The sequence below is a fragment of the Vibrio sp. 10N genome (genome assembly GCF_036245475.1).
GTDB lineage: Bacteria > Pseudomonadota > Gammaproteobacteria > Enterobacterales > Vibrionaceae > Vibrio.
In genome coordinates this window covers 2211355-2228216 of the sequence record NZ_BTPM01000001.1, presented here as the reverse complement: position 1 = coordinate 2228216, position 16862 = coordinate 2211355, and the positions used below count along the sequence as shown (strand labels likewise).

At 46.6% G+C, this 16862-nt stretch carries 12 protein-coding genes; 6 read left to right on the top strand and 6 right to left on the bottom strand.

Features of this window, described 5'->3' with window-relative positions:
- Positions 1–192: 192 nt before the first annotated feature.
- The 5 genes from AAA946_RS10345 to AAA946_RS10325 all read left to right on the top strand — a co-directional run bounded on the left by AAA946_RS10345 (position 193) and on the right by AAA946_RS10325 (position 5390).
- The gene (locus AAA946_RS10345; RefSeq protein WP_338164794.1) at positions 193–1770 is read left to right on the top strand and encodes a hypothetical protein; all 1578 of its coding nucleotides are present in this window, start codon (positions 193–195) and stop codon (positions 1768–1770) included.
- 442 nt (positions 1771–2212) lie between these two features.
- Positions 2213–2983, top strand: coding sequence for an ABC transporter ATP-binding protein (locus AAA946_RS10340; protein ID WP_042501899.1), 771 nt, complete (start codon positions 2213–2215; stop codon positions 2981–2983).
- A gap of 88 nt (positions 2984–3071) precedes the next feature.
- Positions 3072–3842 carry an ABC transporter substrate-binding protein gene (locus tag AAA946_RS10335; protein WP_338164793.1) on the top strand — a complete coding sequence of 257 codons (771 nt, stop codon included), beginning with the start codon at positions 3072–3074 and terminating at the stop codon, positions 3840–3842.
- A gap of 120 nt (positions 3843–3962) precedes the next feature.
- Positions 3963–4703, top strand: a complete 741-nt coding sequence (locus AAA946_RS10330) for an ABC transporter permease (RefSeq protein ID WP_338164792.1) — start codon at positions 3963–3965, stop codon at positions 4701–4703.
- A 3-nt stretch (positions 4704–4706) separates the two neighbouring features.
- Complete coding sequence (locus tag AAA946_RS10325) at positions 4707–5390, top strand: ABC transporter permease (protein ID WP_338164791.1); 684 nt, start codon at positions 4707–4709, stop codon at positions 5388–5390.
- Positions 5391–5489: 99 nt separating this feature from the next.
- Here the strand turns inward: AAA946_RS10325 and xthA are convergent, their stop codons facing one another.
- Positions 5490–6296, bottom strand: coding sequence for an exodeoxyribonuclease III (xthA, locus tag AAA946_RS10320; protein WP_338164790.1), 807 nt, complete (start codon positions 6294–6296; stop codon positions 5490–5492).
- A 179-nt stretch (positions 6297–6475) separates the two neighbouring features.
- Between xthA and AAA946_RS10315 the strand changes: the two genes are divergently transcribed.
- Positions 6476–8593 (top strand): methyl-accepting chemotaxis protein, encoded by a 2118-nt coding sequence (locus AAA946_RS10315; RefSeq protein ID WP_338164789.1) that lies wholly within the window; start codon positions 6476–6478, stop codon positions 8591–8593.
- Between the two features lie 74 nt (positions 8594–8667).
- On the opposite strand, the gene AAA946_RS10310 is transcribed toward AAA946_RS10315, so the two are convergent.
- The 5 genes from AAA946_RS10310 to AAA946_RS10290 form a co-directional block, all read right to left on the bottom strand.
- Positions 8668–11802 carry an efflux RND transporter permease subunit gene (locus AAA946_RS10310; protein ID WP_338164788.1) on the bottom strand — a complete coding sequence of 1045 codons (3135 nt, stop codon included), beginning with the start codon at positions 11800–11802 and terminating at the stop codon, positions 8668–8670.
- Positions 11803–11805: 3 nt separating this feature from the next.
- Positions 11806–12939 (bottom strand): efflux RND transporter periplasmic adaptor subunit, encoded by a 1134-nt coding sequence (locus AAA946_RS10305; RefSeq protein ID WP_338164787.1) that lies wholly within the window; start codon positions 12937–12939, stop codon positions 11806–11808.
- 537 nt (positions 12940–13476) lie between these two features.
- On the bottom strand, positions 13477–14451 hold the full coding sequence (locus AAA946_RS10300; RefSeq protein WP_338164786.1) for an alpha-L-glutamate ligase-like protein: 975 nt from the start codon (positions 14449–14451) through the stop codon (positions 13477–13479).
- 3 nt (positions 14452–14454) lie between these two features.
- Complete coding sequence (locus AAA946_RS10295) at positions 14455–15960, bottom strand: inactive transglutaminase family protein (RefSeq protein WP_338164785.1); 1506 nt, start codon at positions 15958–15960, stop codon at positions 14455–14457.
- Positions 15961–16015: 55 nt separating this feature from the next.
- On the bottom strand, positions 16016–16750 hold the full coding sequence (locus AAA946_RS10290) for an ATP-dependent zinc protease family protein (RefSeq protein WP_338164784.1): 735 nt from the start codon (positions 16748–16750) through the stop codon (positions 16016–16018).
- Positions 16751–16862: the final 112 nt, after the last annotated feature.

The following is a 16862-nucleotide window of genomic DNA, read 5'->3' as shown; positions in this document are numbered from 1 at the left end:
GAAATGGCGCACTTTATTAACAATCTCCGTAACTGACTTTCAGTAACTTTCCCTACATTCCAATTACATTCATTGGATGAATTGTAGAATTCTTCGCCGCTCCTAAAACTTGGCACAGACTTTGCGACATTACCCGCATATGAGAGAGAGTGGCAACACTTTGCCGCCAGGATATGAATTAGGAATGTAACTATGAAAAAAGCAGTAATGTTGCCACTCGTCGCAGCGATTTCAGGCGCCATGGTTGGCTGTGGTGGCGGCGGCGGTGGTGGCGGGACTACAGCACCTTCACCAACTGTATATACGATTTCTTTCGTAAAGTTGGAACGAGATCTAGGTAAAAACATCCCTTCAAACTGTGCAATTTATGGTGAGTATCAGCAGCCAGAGATCGTCAGTAGCATGTTAAATGCGATGAACGCTACTGATGAAAAGACTTATGTCTATGGTGTGGTTGCAGACAGCAATTTCAACATCTTGATTCATGATGAAAATGGTAATGTAACAGACAAAACTAGCTACCGCCCGAACAGCAATGGTCAGATTAGCTTGAATATGTCTAGCGTACCTACTAATGGCTTTCTAACCGTTGAAGAAGAAAGCGGTACAACAGTCGAAGATCTATCTGTTCACTCACTTTCTATTCACCGCGATCTATTGCAAAACATGACTATAGCGGTCCGTAATAACCAGTCTGCTTCGAATCGTTGTGTAACGGCAAGTGGTGACGATTTATTCCGTTCCGCTGAACTCGATGAAACTGCGGCGACTAATGTTGTCGTTGTTGGAACCACACAAGGATATTTGGCAAATGGTTCACGTCTGGGTGAGATTGCGAGCCATACCAACTCTGCACGTGATATTCCGGTTGTGTCGAAGAACCCGAATGACCAGAAAGTTCTTTTAACGGCTTACGCGCAAAGCACTGAATCAAGCACAGATTCAGGTATGTCTTTAAGTTTGACGGGAATGAACGGATTTGCGTTTGTTGATTCCAAATCTATTTACTTTGATGGCAACTCCTCGAATGCAATTCCAGTAACTTTAGACGAGGTTGGTGCACCAAGCGTTAACTTTAATCATAGTGGCTTAAAGGCTTTTGATGGAGGACAGGTTGTCGTCCAAAATGATGGTGACCTTTATAAGTGGCAACCTATTTATGGTGACTCAACATCCTATGCATACGCTGACACCGCCCCAGTCCAGAAGTGGGCTTTGGATGTAGAAGGGACGACAACAAACGGCTGGAATTACAACGGCGTCTACACTCTAGATGGAACGGCTATCAATTTCAGTGCGCCAACACATGGCAGCAGCTCGTCGCTTACTGTTAGCACATGTGGGAACTCGGGTTTTGGTTATTGCTTCTCTCAAGCCAGCTTCGATACTTCATATAAGTTAGCTAGATATCAAGTAAGAACATATACTTCAACGTCGATCCCTAGACCTTTCTCGCAGACTATTTATTCTGTTGCAGGTACACAGCAGCCGATGATGAAGCCATCCAATAATAATGTGGACATTAACTTCACACCGGGCAGTGACATTGTTGAAGTCTCGATGCTAGCATCTGCATCAACCTCGAAAGATACTGGTCAATTCTTTATGACCAATCACTCCGACTACGCAAAAATGACTGAGTTGTACGATTTCCAGGCGGATGAGTTTGTTGATTACACTGGTATCGTTCCGCTGTTTACGCAGGCCGTGAAGTCATATTCAAATGTTATGAACAGTGATGTTAGCCAAGTGCAAGGCAGTACTCGTTAATTAACAGGTTCAGGTATAAAGCCCTCTCCACCGCGAGAGGGCTTTTTTGATCCAAATATCAAAACTATCAACTAGTCCATAATGTTGGCTAATGGGTCATTAGTAGATCTTATCCACTAAAAAGGCACTCAAAATCAGATTTAGATTCCAGATAACCCCTCTTTGGTGTAACAAAATCGCAATATAATGCACTTCAGTATAAAAAACAGCCACTGACTAAAAGTGCAGCATTTAGAAAAGAATATTCACAAAACGCAGTGGTAAACACTTTAATTTGCATATTCTGTCAGATACAATGCCTGCGTAGTCAAATATTACAGGTTAATAGTTTGTTGCAACCTTCGCTTTCTAGTGCTAGCTTGTATCGAACAAATAAAAGGTCGGAGTACCTTTGCCTATCAAATAGGCTTAGCAGTCAATAATATACAGGGAGCACAAGCGCATGAATGAAGTACCCGCGCTGGACATAAAAGAACTGCACAAGACCTTTGGTCAAAATGAAGTTTTAAAAGGGATTTCCCTTGCTGCACATAAAGGTGATGTCATCTCAATTATTGGCTCATCAGGCTCCGGGAAGAGCACCTTTCTACGTTGTATCAACCTACTGGAAACGCCAACAGAGGGTGAGATTTGGGTTAATGGTGAATTGATCCAAATGAAAAAGAACCGTCAGGGCGAGTCACTTCCTGCTAATGAAAAACAAGTTCAGCGAATCCGTTCTCGCTTGGCGATGGTTTTTCAGGGTTTCAATCTTTGGTCGCACATGACCGTTCTTGAGAACATCATCGAAGCGCCAATCCACGTTTTGGGTGTACCAAAAGCGCAAGCTATCGAAAACGCCGAACTGCTTCTTAAGAAAGTGGGTCTGTATGAGCGCCGTGATTACTATCCAGGGCACCTTTCAGGCGGTCAGCAGCAACGTGCAGCGATTGCACGTGCGTTGGCGGTAGAACCAGAAGTGATGTTGTTCGATGAGCCGACATCGGCGCTCGATCCTGAATTGGTCGGCGAAGTATTGGGTGTTATGCAAGATCTGGCTGAAGAAGGCAGAACCATGCTGGTGGTGACACACGAAATGGCGTTTGCTCGTGACGTATCTAACCACGTGATGTTCTTGCATCAAGGTCGAGTAGAAGAGCAGGGCGACCCAGCAAAACTGTTCACCAACCCAGAATCAGAACGTCTACAACAATTTATTTCATCTATCTACTAATATAGAAGATGGTCTTCTGGGCTAAGACCTAGAAAACTCGATAAAAACACAACACAAAAACAAAAATTTCAATCACAGGAGTATGGAAATGAAAAAGTGGTTAATGGTAGCAGCACTGGCTGCAACAGCTGCAACTGGAGTAGCACAAGCTAAGGAATGGAAAACTGTGCGCTTTGGTATCGAAGGTGCGTACCCTCCTTTTAGCTGGACTGAGGCTGATGGTTCTCTAAAAGGTTTTGACGTTGACATGGCTAACGCGCTTTGTGAAGAGCTAAAAGCTAAGTGTGTTATCGTTCCTCAAGATTGGGACGGCATTATTCCGTCTCTACTTGCTCGTAAATACGACGCAATTATCGCTGCGATGTCTATCACTGAAGAGCGTAAAAAGAAAATTGACTTCACTGGTAAATACGCTCAAATCCCGAACAAATTCATCGCTAAGAAAGGTGCGGGTCTAAACTTTGATAACCTTAGCGGCGCGAAAATTGGTGTACAGCGTGCAACAACGCACGACAAATACCTAACAGACAACTATGGCGATCAAGTAGAAATCGTACGTTACGGTTCATTTGATGAAGCTTACCTTGATCTAGCAAATGGTCGTATCGCTGCGGTACTTGGTGACGCATCTGCTCTAGAAGAAGGCGTGATTAACAAAGACGGCGGCGACGCTTATGAGTTCGTAGGTCCATCTCTAACTGACGCTAAGTGGTTCGGTGAAGGTATGGGTATTGCGGTACGTAAGCAAGACAAAGACCTAACGAAGAAACTAGACGCTGCAATCACTTCACTACGTGCAAGTGGCAAATACGACGAGATTGCGTCTAAATACTTCAACTACGACGTTTACGGTCAATAATCTGACTGCTGAACAAAAGACGAGGGCTTGAGCTAGTCTCAGGCCCTTTTTACTAAAGGGCGAGTCACAGGCCTTTTGGTAAGACTGACCAACAATTTTGCTGTGCTGTTGGAAGGAACTATGCTCGATTTACAAGGATATGAAGCCTCAATTTTAAAAGGGGCCGTACTCACCATAGAAGTGGCGATATTGTCACTGATCCTCGCTATGGTGCTGGGTATGTTAGGTGCACTTGCTAAGATGGCACCTTACAAATGGGCGCGTGCGATTGCGACCCTTTACACGACTATCATCCGAGGCATTCCAGACCTCGTATTAATGATGCTGATTTTCTTCGGCGGACAGATTCTTCTCAACAACAGTTTGTATGCGACAAACGAGTGGTTGAACGAGTGGTTTGCTTCTAGCGATCCTAACCATGAATGGACATCGTACCTTCCAGATTACATTGATGTATCGCCTTTTATTGCCGGTGTACTGACGATTGGCTTTATTTTCGGCGCTTACATGGCAGAAACCTTCCGTGGTGCGATCATGGCGGTAGACAAAGGTGAGATGGAAGCGGCAAAAGCGTATGGTATGAGTTCGACACTAGCCTTTAGACGTATTCTGTTGCCGCAGATGATACGTCACGCGTTACCGGGTTTTGGTAACAACTGGCTGGTACTACTTAAAACCACGGCACTGGTATCAATTATCGGTCTTGAAGACATGGTCCGTATGAGCTCGCTTGCAGCGGGTACCACTAAGATGCCGTTTACGTTCTACATGGCCGTTGCCATCATCTTCTTAATCTTCACAAGTATCTCTACCGGGTTCCTAAAACTGGTTGAGCGCAAATTCAGTATTCATGTGAGGTAGGCTATGGACTTTTCTCTGATTATCGACAGCTTGCCTATCTATTTTGATGGCCTTTGGACCACAGTTTGGTTGGTGCTATCAGCACTGATTATTGGCTTGTGTGTTGCCATTCCGCTCGCGGTTGCACGCAACAGCGATAACTATTTGCTGAGCTTGCCGTCATGGGGTTTTATCTATTTTTTCCGTGGCACGCCGCTGCTGGTTCAGCTTTACCTTATCTACTACGGTATGGATCAATTCTTCCCGGTGAAAGATACCCTTTGGGAACATGCTTGGTTCTGTGCGCTGGTGGCCTTTGTTCTTAATACCTCTGCTTATACTGCGGAAATCATCCGTGGTGCCATAAATGGCTTGCCACGTGGCGAAGTAGAAGCGGCAAAAGCATTTGGCATGAGCACTTGGAAAACATATCGCCGCATCATTTTGCCATCGGCATTGCGGCGTGCACTGCCTGCTTACAGTAACGAAGTGATCTTTATGCTTCACGGCTCTGCCGTTGCGGGTATCGTGACAATTATGGACCTGACCGGCGCAGCTCGCTTGGTAAACTCTCGCTACTACGCACCATTTGAGTCGTTCTTAGCGGCGGGTATGTTCTACATGGCACTGACGTTCATTATTCTTTGGTGCTTCAAAAAAGCCGAAAAACGTTTCTTGGCGTATTTGAGACCGCTTGGCTCTCAGTAAAGCTTAAGCCAGAAGAAATAGACGTTATACAAAAGAAGGGGGCGATATCATCAGATATCGCCCCCTTTATATTTGTCGCTATTCACGTTTAACGGCTAACTACGAAAAGGTAGACCAAATTGGCGCGTGGTCAGACGGCTTCTCAATGCCGCGTAGCTCGTAGTCGATGTCTGCTTCAACACATTTTGCCGCTAGACCTGGCGTTGCCAGTACCACGTCGATGCGCAGGCCGCGGTTGTCATCAAAGCCACGAGAGCGGTAATCGAACCACGAGAATTTGTCGTCCGCATCCGGATGAAGCTGACGGAAGGTGTCCACGAAGCCCCAATCAAGTAGCGTTTTTAGCCATTCACGCTCTTCAGGTTGGAATGAACACTTACCCGTTTTTAGCCAGCGCTTACGGTTAGGCTCACCGATACCAATATCAAGGTCGATTGGGCTGATGTTAATGTCACCCATCACGATGACTTGCTCATCGTTATTGTGGTACTCGTTCAAGTACTTCATAAGATCTTGATAGAACTCGCGCTTGTAAGGGTATTTAGTCTCATGAGCGATGTTGTCACCTTGCGGGAAGTAACCATTAAGTACGGTGACTTTTTCGCCGTTGTCATCTTCAAACGTCGCCATGATCATGCGTTTCTGATGGTCTTCATTATCGGTTGGGAAACCTTTTTGAACCGAGATAGGCTCTTTTTTGCAAAGCATCGCAACACCGTAGTGCGCTTTTTGACCATGGAAGTAAACTTTGTAGCCCATTTCTTCAACGGCTTCGACCGGGAAGGCTTCATCGTGCACTTTGATTTCCTGCAAGCCGATGACATCCGGCTGATGCTTGTCGATGAGCGCTTGCAATTGATGGAGTCTTGCACGTAGACCATTGATATTAAAGCTGATGACTTTCATTTCTCACTAATCCTGTGATTTTTAAAATCGAAAGCAAAATACTAGCATTCTGGCTCAAACACATCCATCGATAGTGTTGAGGTAAAGATGTAAAAATGCTGTAATAAAACACTCAACAAATAAGACCTTTGGTCGATATAAAAACAATACACGCTCCCCGTTTGCAAAAAGGATGTACTATGCGAACTCTCTCCGTGCAGTGGAAAATCACGGTATTGGCAGGCTTGTGCTTGCTGTTCACCTCTATCGCCTTAATCGGCTTTTCACTTTATAACGCCGTCAATAGCCAGCAGTCGATTCAAGCAATGAGTTCGAAATCGGTGTCCGAGAAATCTCAGGCACTTCTGGAAGCTCAAGCTGAGATCAATGCTCGTGAGGTGAAAGCCTACTTTGATGAAGCGGTCTACCGAGCTGAGATGCTGATTGCTAATGCGAAGTTTCAAAAGTACAACGCAGAAGAGAACTTCCTCCCGAGTGAAGATCTGAGGGTGGCGTTGGACGAAATGATGCGTCAAGCGGTTATCCAATTTCCGTCGATACAAGGGGCGTACCTTGTTTTCAAACCTGATCAGCTTGACGGTGAAGACAGCAACTACCAGGGAGCGGACTACGTAGGTTCAAACGAAATTGGTCAGTTTGCGACGTATTGGCAAGTTGCTGCCAGCGGTGAAAACGCGGTTCGTACCGTATTAACCAAAAGCATTCAAAACTCGATGGAAAATGCTGAGCGCTTCTATTGCCCAATGGCAAGTGAGTCTGCGTGTGTGAGCACACCAAGATTGACGCAAGTGGGGGATAGCCAGCATCTCACCTCATCGCTGTCACTGCCCATCGAAGTAGATAGCCAAGTCATTGGATTTTTAGGTATTGATCTGCAATTAACTCAACTTGCTAAGACGGTACTTGATTCCGATGCCAGCCTATTTGGTGGTAACGGTCACGTTAATATTATCAGCTTAGATGAGAGCGTGATTGCCAGTGATAATAGTGAAGTCGCGGTTGGCTCACGTTATCAGAGCCAGGTACTTTCCGCCGACCAAATTACCGACCTGATGTTTGGTGAAGAAGCCGCAACACTGTGGAGCACTGACAATCAGTGGTTAACGGTGTTCAGTCCAGTCACTATTGCCAACCAAACTTGGGGCGTTTTCTTTGATATGCCTCGTGATAGCGTACTTCAAGATGCGATTACCCTAGACACGATCATTTCACAGCAATTAAGTGACGGCATTGTATTCGAAACCTTGGTCGGTGCGGGTTTTGTACTCGTTGGCCTGATCATTATCAGCGTTATGGCGTCACGTTTAGTGAAACCCATTCGTGAAGTGGTGACTCGTTTAGAGGACATTGCTAGCGGTGAAGGGGATCTGACTCAGCGTTTGGATGTGAAATCTCAAGATGAAATCGGACAGCTGGCGAAACAGTTCAACGCGTTTCTCGCTAAGCTGCAGACGACGATTCAGCAAGTAGCCGTTTCTACCGAGAAAATCAGCGGCACTGCAGAATCCGCCAATCAAACTGCTATCGCAACCCGAGAAAGCAGTGAGGCACAGTTCCGTGAAGTCGATCTAGTAGCCACTGCTTCAGAAGAGATGACACAAACGGCTGCGCTAGTCGTACAAAATGCCGAAGTGGCGGTAGAGGCAGCTTCCAGCGCTAATGAGTCGGCAAGTCATGGTCAGGAAGTGGCAGAGCTGTCGGCAAGCGAAATGGTGCGTTTAGTGGAGCAGATGAAAGTAACGGTGCCAGTAGTGGAAGAGCTTGCGAAAAACAACGCCAACATTACTGAGATATTGGCCGTGATTGAGGGTATTTCTGAACAAACTAACCTGTTGGCACTGAATGCAGCGATTGAAGCGGCTCGCGCCGGAGAGCAGGGCAGAGGGTTCGCGGTGGTTGCCGATGAAGTCCGCAGCCTAGCGAGTCGTACGCAAGATTCGGTTGGCGAAATCCAGCAAGTGATTGAGCGAGTACAGAAAGGCACGGCAGATGTGGTGGCTGCGATGCAAGAGAGCTCCAACCTCGCTGACTCAACATCGAATCATGTTCAGCAAGCGGTATCAGCACTTAGCCGTATTTTCGAATCGATTTCAGCCATCAACGACATGAATTCGCAAATCGTCCGTGCCGCTGAAGAGCAGCAATCGGTATCGAGTGAGGTGAATCAGAATGTGAGTAATATTCGTGATCTGAGCGCGAAGATCCTTGAAAATGCCGGTGAGTCAGAAAAAGTGGGACAAGAGATCAATGCACTGTCTGATACGCAGCAATCACTGATGAATCAATTTAAAGTCTAGTATCTTTCCAAGACACAAAAGGCGCTCTCCTTAAAGGAGAGCGCCTTTTTTATGACATTACGGAAGGTTATCCGTTACGCCGTTTGCTTAGTGTCGACTTTCGCTTTGCCAAATCGCTCACGCATACGCTGTAGCATGACCCACACAACAGGCACAACCAAGCAGCCCAGTATAGTTGCAGCCAGCATGCCGCCAAAAGTACTGTATCCCACCGCACGACGCGCACCGTCACCGGCACCGGTTGCAATCACCAAAGGTACGACACCTAAAATGAATGAGAAAGCCGTCATCAATACCGCACGAAAACGCAGTTTAGTCGCCGAGACGGCAGCATCGACAATCGATAGTCCCTGAGCTTCACGCAGTTCTTTAGCAAATTCGACGATCAATATCGCGTTTCGACTTGCCATGCCCACCATAAGCACCAAGCCCACTTGAGTGTAGATATTGATATCACCACCCATAATCCAAGTGTGGAATAAGGCGCCAAAAACGGCGGTCGGCACACAAAGAATAATCGCTAGAGGCGTCACCCATGACTCATACTGTGCGACCAAAAACAGGAAGGTAAACAGCATGGCCATACCAAACATGATTGGCGCAGCGTTGCCCGCTTTTTGTTCTTGATAGGTCAAGCCAGACCAATCGTATTTATAACCGCTTGGTAGTGAGCTATCGGCGATGCTTGCCATTGCAGCGACGGCTTCACCGGAGCTATAACCCGGCGCAGCCACACCATTAATCATCAGTGAACTGTACAGATTAAAGCGTTCGACGGCTTCTGCTCCAAGCACATTCTTTATCTCAATAAGCGAGTTTAATGGCACCATTTTTCCATCGTTCGAGCGCACATAGTAGCTAGCGATATCACTGCTGTCAGAGCGGCTTTGCGCTTCAGATTGCAAAAATACTTTGTAGTTACGGCCAAACTCAGTGAAATCGTTGACATACAAACCACCTAGGTAGGTTTGCAGTGTCATGTAGACCGATTGCAAATCCACATTGGTTGACTTGATTTTGTCACGCTTGAGTTTGACTTCGACCTGTGGCGTATTGGCGCGGAACATGGTGTAGGTAAAATCAATCGCAGGGTGCGCCATCGCTTTCGCCATCAGTTCATCGCCGACTGCGGCAAGTTCGGCAGGAGAACGGCCTAAGGTGTCTTCCAAGCGCATTTCAAAGCCAGAGTTCATACCGAGGGCAGGAATGGGGGGCGCAAAAAAGCTAATGATGTCGGCATTCCTGATGCGATTGAGTTTATCTTGAACGCGTCCCATGATGGCTTTCATGTGCAAATTGGCATCAGTACGCTCAGACCAATGATCGAGGTTTACGATCATCATTGCAGAGTTAGACGCTGCCGCGTTGCCGAGCAGGCTAAAACCCGGTGCAGAAACGACGCTTGATACGCCTTGCTCTTCAAGAACCATATCAATCGCATCACGGGTGATTTGCTCAGTACGCGCCAGTGATGCAGCTTGCGGCAGTTCAATATTCACAAAGAAGTTACCAGAGTCCTCATCAGGCAAGAAGCCACTTGGCATCTTATAACCCATGAGCACGATGGCAATGATCATCACGCCAAAACCCATCAAGCTAAGAGTAAGGCGCTTAATCATCAGCGTGACGCTATTCCCAAGGCCTGCGGTTGCTTTATCTAAGTAAACGTTGAATGCTCGCAACCATTTGCCCGGTTTCGGACCTCCTGGACGCATTAAGATGGCTGCAAGTGCTGGCGTTAATGTCAGCGCGTTCACAGTTGAAATCGCAATCGAAACTGAAAGCGTAATACCAAACTGTTGATAAAGCTGGCCAGTGAGTCCTGGCATCATAGTAACAGGACCAAACACCGCGAACAGTACGAGTGCAGAAGCCAGGATTGGACCGGTAACTTCTTGCATCGCTTTAATGGTGGCATCCATGGCCGAGAGATCCTCTTCCGCCATCAAGCGTTCCACGTTTTCAACAACGATGATTGCCGCATCCACTACAGCACCAATGGACAGAACCAGACCTAGCAGCGTTAACATGTTCATCGACATGCCCATTGCTTGCATAACTGCAAACGTCGCGATCACGGAGACCGGGATGGCAATCACCGGGATGATGGTTGTGCGCCAGTCTTGAAGGAAAATATAGGTCACAGCGGTTACCAAGATGATGGCAATCACTAAGGTTTCCATTACTTCGGCAATCGAGACTTTAACAAACTCGGTTTGGTTATATGGGATCTGATAATCGATACCTTGCGGAAAGCGCGCTTTTAGCTCTTCCATCTTGGCGTAAATGCCTTCGGAGATCTCCAGTGCGTTGGCGCCCGGTGCTTGATAAATAGCGAGCAAGGCGGCATCTGATTGATCATACATTGCCTTCACAATGTATTGCTGTGAGCCTAGCTCAACACGACCAAGATCGGAGATACGAACCAGTTTACCTGCAGTGTCAGCTTTGACGACGATATCTTCGAACTGCTCTTTATGACGCAGGCGACCTTCGGTACGGACGACCATTTGGAAAGGCGATGTTTGTGTGGCATAAGGCGCTGCACCGACACTACCTGCAGGGCGAATCACGTTTTGCTCACCAATCGCGCTTGCGACATCTTCCGGAACGATCCCAAGGCTGGCCATTTTCATTGGATCGAGCCAAATACGCATCGCGTATTCCATGTCACCAATGTTGCGAACTTTTGAGACGCCATTGACACGTGCCAACTCATCTTTGATGTTCATGTTGGCGTAGTTGTTGAGGAACAGGCCATCTTTGGATTGATCTGGTGAGTGCACCATGACTGCCATCATGATATTCGACGCAGTTTTTTCGACTTTCACACCAGAGCGTTTCACTTCTTCTGGAAGTTTGGCCATGGCGCGGTTTACGCGGTTCTGTACCAGAATTTGCGCTTTGTCGGCGTCAAAGCCTACTTCAAACGCCACAGTCAGAATGTAGTTACCATCACTGGCAGATTTAGAGCGCATGTAAATCATACCCTCGACGCCATTCACCTCTTTTTCAATCTCTGTGGCGACCGTATCGCGCAGAACTTCCGCGTTGGCACCAGTAAATTCAGTAGACACCTCAATCTCCGGAGGCGCGACATTTGGGTATTGCTCAACAGGGGCTTTGAGTAGGGCAATCAGACCGATGATGGTCATGATGATACTCAATACGATGGCAAACTTAGGACGACGAATGAAATACTCAACCATGTGTTAACCCTCAGCCGCCGAACTTGTCTCTGGAGAGTGAGCAGATACAGATGACCCTGGTTTTACTTTTTGCAAACCTTCAGTGACAACTTGCTCACCAGACTCAACACCGGATTCAACGAGGAATACATTTTCAAGCTGCTGGTACCACTGGATGTAGCGTTTCTCGATCAGACTTTCGTTAGTAACCACATAAACAAAGTGACCGCCTTGGTCGAACTGTACCGATTCACTAGGCACCGACAGCGGCGATAGGGAGTCGTCCACCACTTCTACCGTGACATATTGACCGGGCAATAACAGTAAGTCTGGATTCGGGAAGTTGAGACGAACGGTAATAGTGCCTGTTTCGACATCAACTCGGTTGTCGACAAAGCCCACTTGGCCAGCGTATGGATATGTCGCGCCGTTAGACAGTTTGAGGTGTACCTCAAACTCACTGGCATGCTTTTCATCAAGCAGCATAGCTTCTTGGAATTCGGCCAGTCCAGAAGTCTCATTTACGGAAATATTCACCCAAGTGGTGTCGAGTTTAACCACCGTTGTTAATGGCTGGCCTTCTGGCGTCACAATGTCACCGATACTGTAGCTAGAGTTACTGACGCGGCCGTCGATAGGGCTATAGATTTTAGTCCAATCGAGCTCGAGCTGAGCTTTGTCGAATTCAGATTTAGCGATTTCATAAGCGGCAATTGACGTGGTCTCTTCCAACTCCACTTCTTCAAACTCTAGGGGAGAGAGGGAGCCTTCGTTATGAAGTTTCACTGCGCGATTTAAGGTACGCTGAACCTGAAGCATCTTAGCTTTTGCTTTTGCAAGCTCAGCCTTGGCCGCGTTGAGGCGGACTTGAAACGGCTGCGGGTCTAGCTCATACAAAAGTTCGCCTTTTTTCACATCTGCACCTTCAGCCACCGCTTTGGTGATCAATCGTCCAGAAACCAGTGGGCGAATTTGTACGTCTTCAGGGGCACGAGTTCGACCGACATATTCAGTCGTTGGGAAGACCTCGCTGTGGGTTATCGCCACAGTGCTCACTTCAACAGAAGAAGAAAGTGATTCGGAATTTTGTTCAGCACCACATCCAGAAAGAAAAAGAAGTGAAAGCGAGAGGGCAGTGCTTATTGCGGTTTTGGTCATAAAGATCTCCGATGTGCAAACTCATCAGCGGTCAAACAAGAGGCGATGGTCGTTTCTCGTTTTTTGCTTTGGCGCTAGAGGTTTGCGAAACAGTGATGGTTTTATTGCATCATTTAGGCGCGTGCATCCTAGACGCAAAGACCTAAACCGCGGAGTGAAATGATACAAATATCAATTTATGTAGAAACAACGTGACAAGGAGTATGTTAAGGAGATAAAGCGTAATGCAACAATGTGAACGATAGCTAACTATCTGAATTGTGGAGGCTATATCGTAAAGGAATACGCTCCTACGAAAGGTGGAATTTACTTGGTGAATGTGAGTGGGTTTGGTATTTTTGAGTTTTCCCTTGTAACGTATTGATTTTATTGCTTAATGTTGAATTTTGAAGTGTTTGGCTTTGTTTTGAGTGTGCAGATGGAAACTGTGAACTTGATCGGTGGGGATTGAGAATTGGCGTATGTTTTTGATAGCGCTTGATATGGAAAAAATAAAAGCGCCCTTGATAAAGAGCGCTTTGTTCTGATTAGTGTCCTTTAAGCGTCTTCGCCATGACCAAACATTTTTGCAGCGTACTCGACGCGCTCTTCTGGGCTCGGATACTCGAATGGGTTTGGTGTACCCAAAGATTCGATGTGCTGCAGTCTTGGCAAAATGCCACAGCCGTTAGCAATCTGAATCGCGAGTCCCGGACGTGCGTTAAGCTCGAGGACCATAGGGCCTTCTTCTTTGTCGAGAACCATGTCGGTACCCATGTAACCAAGCCCGGTCATTTCATACGCGCTAGAAGCCAGAGTTAACAGTCGCTTCCAATGCGGTACAGCGAGCGTTGCAAGCTCTTTACCCGTATCTGGGTGATGGGTCACAGGGCGGTCAAACTGTACTGCACGTACTGCTTTACCAGTGGCAATGTCGATACCAACACCTACGGCACCTTGGTGCAGGTTTGCTTTGCCGTCAGAAGCTGACGTAGACAAACGCATCATCGCCATCACAGGGTAGCCTTGGAATACGATAATACGTACATCTGGCACACCTTCGTAACTAAAGCCATCGAAGCAGTCGTCAAACTTAATCAAGTTTTCAACCACCGCTACGTCGTTCTTACCACCAAGTGAGAACAGACCTGCAAGGGTGTTACTGATATGACGTTCAACATCTTCTTTGTTGATCGTGGCGCCAGATGGCTTAGTGTAAACACCATCCTTGTGGCTCACTATCACCAAAATGCCCTTACCACCACTGCCTTGCGCAGGTTTAATTACAAAGCCAGGCCAATCTTTAACCATAGTATGGATGCGTTTTGCTTCCGCCTGGTTATTGACGACGCCAATGAGGGCTGGCGTGGTCGCGCCAGCTTTTTCAGCAATGATTTTGGTTTTTAGCTTGTCATCCACAAGTGGATACTTCGAGCGGTCATTGTATTTACCGATGTAACCATGGTTACGCTGGTTCATACCCATGATACCGCGATCACGAAGCTTAAAAGGACTGGTTAGCTTTCCAAGCATAGATTAGTCCTCCGTCAGTGGTTTAAAGCGACGCAGTTCAGTGAGTCGGTAACCTGTGTAAGTACCTAGTAGCAAGATACCACCAAGGATAACCAGCTGCAGACCGATAAAGTTAAACGTTAGGTGCTGAATATATGGGTTGGTCATCGCAAGGTATACCAGTACTGCTGTCAGTAGTGAGCCACCGCCTTGCAGCACCACTTCTTTGGCACCTTCTTCTTCCCAAAGGATAGACATACGTTCGATTGTCCAAGATAGGATAATCATAGGGAAGAAGGTAATAGATAGACCTTCTGTCAAACCAATCTTAAACGCTACTACGGTGAAGATAGAGATTATCAAGATTACCGTGATGATGACCGCGGATATACGAGCGACTAACAGCAAGTTGAGTTTTGATAAATAGCTACGGATCACCAGACCGGTACCGACAATCAATAGGAAACCGACAATACCCGTCACAAGCTGAGTTTGTACGAATGCGACGGCAATCAGTACAGGCATGAAGGTACCAGAAGTTTTAAGACCGATTAGGATACGCAAGAACACCACAATCAGCGCGCCGATAGGGATCAGCATAATGGTCTTAAACATGGCTTGCTCTTCGAGCGGTAGGCTATGAATTGAGAAGTTCAATAGACCGTCGGCATCCACTTTGCTGTTGGTTGCTTCTTGAGGAGAGACCTCTTGCGCAATCATGGTGAAATGCACTTTACTGTCTTTACCACCGACAACATCAAGCAGTGATACGTTGGACTCGTCCCACACTAGAAGGTTGGCTTGTTTCTTACCTTCTGTCGATTCTGGTGAGAAGATCTGCCATTTGACTCCGTCCCAGACACTCAGCATTTGTTGTATGGACTGACGACGGCGACCATCTTCCAGTTCAATAACGCCGACGACTTTGCTTGGAACTTCAGCAAACGCGAGCAGTTTTGCTGCCGCTTGCAGTTTAGTCATGTTATTAAGAATGAGAGCTGAGTTTTGGCTGTCGTTGTCGTTCAGCGCTTTGATAAGCTCACGAGTGAAAGTGACATTGTCCGATGAACGAGATTGAGCGCGGTCTAAAATGGCAACTGCAGCGGCTTCTTCTGGACCATCAAAGGTAGGTTTAATGACATCTTCTGTTGGCGGAGTTGAGTTTGCCAACGCTTGGTCGTCCACAAGGAATTGAGTCTTGTAATAGATGGTTTGTGGACCTTGTGCTTCGCGAATCGACCATTCAGCGCGGCGACCCGCATCAGAGTCAACATAAGACACACCATAGCCAGGTGAGGAAGCGGACTCACCAATTAATGTGAAACCTTCTTGAGTGTATGGTGCCGCTAACGAAACCTTCGCTGGTTTGCCAATGGCGTTAAACTCGACACGGGCTTCGATGTCCCATACTTGGCGTGTTTCGCCAGGAGTCCATGGTACGCCATAGGTATCGTGCCTAATAACACTGAGCGCAATACCCGCTACAATGAGTAATCCTACAGATAGGAAAAATGGAATACGTGAAGTCATAAACAACCTTATTATTGTAATTGCTTCCCTGAAGGAGGTGTTATTTTAAAGAAAACTACTTGTTAGATGAAAGTATATATTGCTGACTTACATCAACTAAAGCAATATCTTTAATAAATTCTCGTCCTAGTAATATAGGGTGGGTCATTTGTGAGCGATCTGCCAGTGTAAATTGTGCTTTTTCATGGATTTTTCCAACACGGATCCAAAGTTCAACTACGGCTCTGCGCTCCATTTTTTCACTGGTTGATTGACGAATCTTCACATATCGAATTACCGGTGCTTCTATCCAGCGATCGTTTCCTTTGCGAGACTTTTCTTCAAGAAGTTTAAATTTCACCCATTGTTTGCCATCTCTTTCGAATGCTTGAATATCTGATGCGCTGAGTGAAGAGGTCACAGCGCCGGTATCCACACGCGCATCAAAACTGCGGTCGAGGATATCAAGATGGACTTGTTCAACGGAGCCTAAAACAACAGGAGCAGAAGAGGACGCTTTAGGTGCGATAATTGGTAGTGGCTTGCTTTGCTTTTCATCTAGGTCTTCGCCAAGTTGTGCTTGCTTTAAAGCTTCGACTTCTTTGGTGAGGGCGATGACTTCGGTTTCTAAGCTATCAATGTAGTCTGCGTTATTGCTCAACTGAAGCGTGAGGTTAGTCAGTTTGTTGTCGAGGCGAGCTTCAGATTCTTGAATTGCACTGATGGTGTTTTGATGAAGTTCTTGGTGATTGATTGTAGAACAACCTGAAAGTAGGCCGATGGCGACAAGAGGTGCCAAGCGTTTATACATCTTAAACCCTAAAAAACAATAAAATGGAACTGGAATTGTAGGGATTTTATCGTAACCAATAGGGAGTGCGATACTCCCTATTGTCAGAGCTACGTCAGACTTATAAAAGCGC